The organism is Arthrobacter flavus (assembly GCF_039526005.1).
Taxonomy (GTDB): Bacteria; Actinomycetota; Actinomycetes; order Actinomycetales; family Micrococcaceae; genus Arthrobacter_D; species Arthrobacter_D flavus.
This window is the reverse complement of sequence record NZ_BAAAIJ010000018.1, coordinates 1-2,995: the sequence shown is the minus strand read 5'-3', so window position 1 is coordinate 2,995 and position 2,995 is coordinate 1. Positions and strand designations below refer to the sequence as shown.

2 protein-coding genes are annotated in these 2,995 nt (G+C 59.1%); one reads left to right on the top strand and one right to left on the bottom strand.

Annotation, left to right across the window (positions count from 1 at the left end):
* Positions 1-1,133: IS21 family transposase (gene istA / locus ABD059_RS05715; RefSeq protein ID WP_343878402.1), on the bottom strand; the 1,133-nt coding region annotated here is incomplete at its 3' end.
* 1,103 nt (positions 1,134-2,236) lie between these two features.
* On the opposite strand from istA, the gene ABD059_RS05710 reads away from it, so the two are divergent.
* Positions 2,237-2,860 (top strand): histidine phosphatase family protein, encoded by a 624-nt coding sequence (locus ABD059_RS05710; RefSeq protein WP_343878401.1) that lies wholly within the window; start codon positions 2,237-2,239, stop codon positions 2,858-2,860.
* Positions 2,861-2,995: the final 135 nt, after the last annotated feature.

Here is a 2,995-nt window from a genome sequence, read left to right as displayed (position 1 = left end):
GTGATTCGCTGATGCCTAGCCACAATCACGCGCCCGTCGAACACTACGATCTCAGAGGCCCGTAGTGAGACACGGACCTTCCGGCCGATGAAGCGGGCCGGCACGGAGTACTTCACCATCCGCACGGTAATCATTGAGGACCGGTCCACCCTCGGCGTCAGCACCAACCCCGGATCGAACGTCTCCGTCGGTAGAGCTGCGAGGAGTGGTTGTTCAGTGTCGAAGTCCTGACCGACGGTACGGATCTTATCGTTGATCCGCCGGCCGTCGTCCTCTGACTCCCAGCCCCGGATGCGATCGTTGAGCTCGTCCAAGGTCGCGACGACGGGCATCGGGGAGAGCCTGTTGCGGCGGAACCTGCCTACCTCACCTTCGACCCCGCCTTTTTCGTAGGCACCGGTGATGCCGGGCTGGCAGTAGAACGCGTCGAAGCCGTAGTGGGAGCGGAACAGCACCCACCGGTCATTCTCGACCCGCTGCCGTCCCTGCCCGAACACCACCGACGTAACCGCACTGGTCAGGTTGTCGTACCGGATGTGTTTCGTCGGGACGCCGCCCAGGGCGGTGAAAGCGTCGATGTGTCCCTCGAGGAAGGCTTCTTGCGCCTGGGTCGGGTAAACCCGGTGGACCGCTTTTCCTGAGTAGGAAAGTCGGTAGACGAACATATGACACTTCGTTTTCACCCCGTCCAGGACGACCCACACCTCACCAAAGTCCACCTCGGCCTCCGCGCCCGTCGCGTGCTCCTGAGGAACGAATACCTCAACTCTGCGGCCGGCCTCAATGTCGATCTCCGCACGGCGGACGCGGACATAGTCCCGAACCGTGGAATACGAAAGCTGCTGAGCTCCGTGCTCCTCGATCAGCCGGGCAAGGATCCTTCGTGCGGTGTGACGTTGTTTCCGAGGTGCCGTCGTGTCCTCAACGAGCATCGCGTCGATCGCAGGCTTAAACGCCTCCAACTTCGTAGACAATCGAACTGGCGTTTTCCGCTCCGGCGGTTTTGCCGACTCCAAAGCTGCTCGTACCGTGCGGCGGTGGACTCCATGACGAACCGCTAGCGCACGGACGGAGAGGCCCTCCAGTCGGGCGTCCCTTCGGATTGCTGCGAATACCTCCACGCGTGCTCTCATTCCTGACCTCCACCACTGGAAACGAATCGATGATTCCAACGCTGGGGTGGGGCCGCTTCAAACCGTCACAAGAAGCCCCGCGAGTCGCTAGGTGGGTCCGGTTCAAACCGTCACAGTGGGGCCACTTGAACCTGTCACAGCCAGCGGAGGTGATCTTGCAGCAGAGTGAAGTCATGGCGGCCGAGTGGGTGCCACTTGGGGAGGTACTCCGACGGCTGAACGCGGGAGTGATGGCCGATCCTTGGATCGCTCGGCTGGACTCACTTTGGCCATCGACCACGCTGGCGCTCAGTATCGTCCCTGAAGTACTGGCTTAAGGGGAATCAAGGATATGGCGCGGAGCCCTCATTGACATGTTGGACATCAGAGTGTCGTGTCCGGCACAGGAACTGCGGCAATCACCGTTATCGGGCGAGGCCGAATTTACTCCACTTCGCTTCTTGCTTATCCGTGTACCTCATTGTTTTCGAAATGCGGAACCGAGACGCCGTCTCCCCCGCGTGTGAGGCTGCGACGGTGCAGGGCTACTGACGTTTCAAGGTGAGGGCTCGGTAAGTCAAAAACCCATAACCAATTGCCACGCCGCTGCCAAGAAGGACTCGCCCCGACCATGCGATCTGGGGGTTCGAAGTCCACAAAGTCATTACCCAGAATGCGGCGGCCGCCGACGCAGTGGTCCAACCCAATACTCGACGTCTACCCCCTGCGGACGGGTTACTCCTGGTGTCAGTCCTCAGGCGCACGAAGGCGAGGACAATACCGCCAACAATCCCCACCATCAACCCTGGCACGACACCCGAGCTCAGCATGGTGCCTTCGGGCAAGAGGACTTGACCCATCATGCCGGCGATCACGCCCAAAAGCACTGACTCGATCATGGGCCTGACGAAGAACCAAAGCATGCGTCTCGGCGTCTCCTGCATCACAATGCCTTCCCACCTAAAGCTTTCGCAGCGCGGTCCCTGATTGCACCCTAGCCGCCGATCACCACTAACAAAACACCGCCAACTAGCCATCACATCCACACGTCGTGTCTCACCCGCCGGTGTCTCTGTATCCATCGTTCGCGGACGACCTGCGCGGTGCCTGATTAGATGGTTTCCATGAAGGAGATCTTCGTCGTCACTCATCCAGAGGCCACTCACCATATAGAGAACCGGGTAGGTGGCTGGTTTGACTCGCGGCTTACCGAACGCGGGCGAGATCAAGCGGAGCAGATCGCACAAGCCCTTTCAAACCTGGTGGACACCGGAGTTGCGCTTTACACGTCAGATCTTCGCCGCGCTCGGGAAACCGCTGCCATTGTCGGATCCGTACTTGGTCTTGCTCCTCAGGAGCTGACCGCTCTGCGCGAAAAATCCTATGGCGAGGGTGAGGGCATGCCTGACGCTCTATTCCGGGAACGATTCATTCCACCCCCATTGAACGGGGAAAGGATGGACCACGATGAAGGTCTGGCAGGTGCTGAGACCAAAGCCCATTGGGCAAGTCGAGTCTTCTCCGGAATGGACACCATAATGAGAGACCCTGCACCCCAGAAGGTCATCGTTACCCATGGAGGTTCCGCAACCTTAGCGATTGCTCATTGGATTGGTATGCCTCTGGACTCACTCGACACTGTGAGCTTCCGCCTCGACTCAGGCAGTATCACCCACCTTCGGGAAGACGATTATTTCCACAACCACGCCGTGGTCACACTGAACGAAACCAGTCACCTTTCGGCATGACCGGATGAAGACTCCCCAGGTCGTGGTCCTCACGAAATGGTTGCACTGACCTTGGGTCTGCCCAGGGTTTGGTTGTCACCTGACCTGTGAGGATTTGTTCTCACTGGAAGGATGTCAATTATGGCAAAGGCATAT

Coding starts and splice junctions, on each gene's coding strand:
- ABD059_RS05710 (WP_343878401.1), top strand. CDS start 2,237: ATGAAGGAGATCTTCGTCGTCACTCATCCAGAGGCCACTCACCATATA.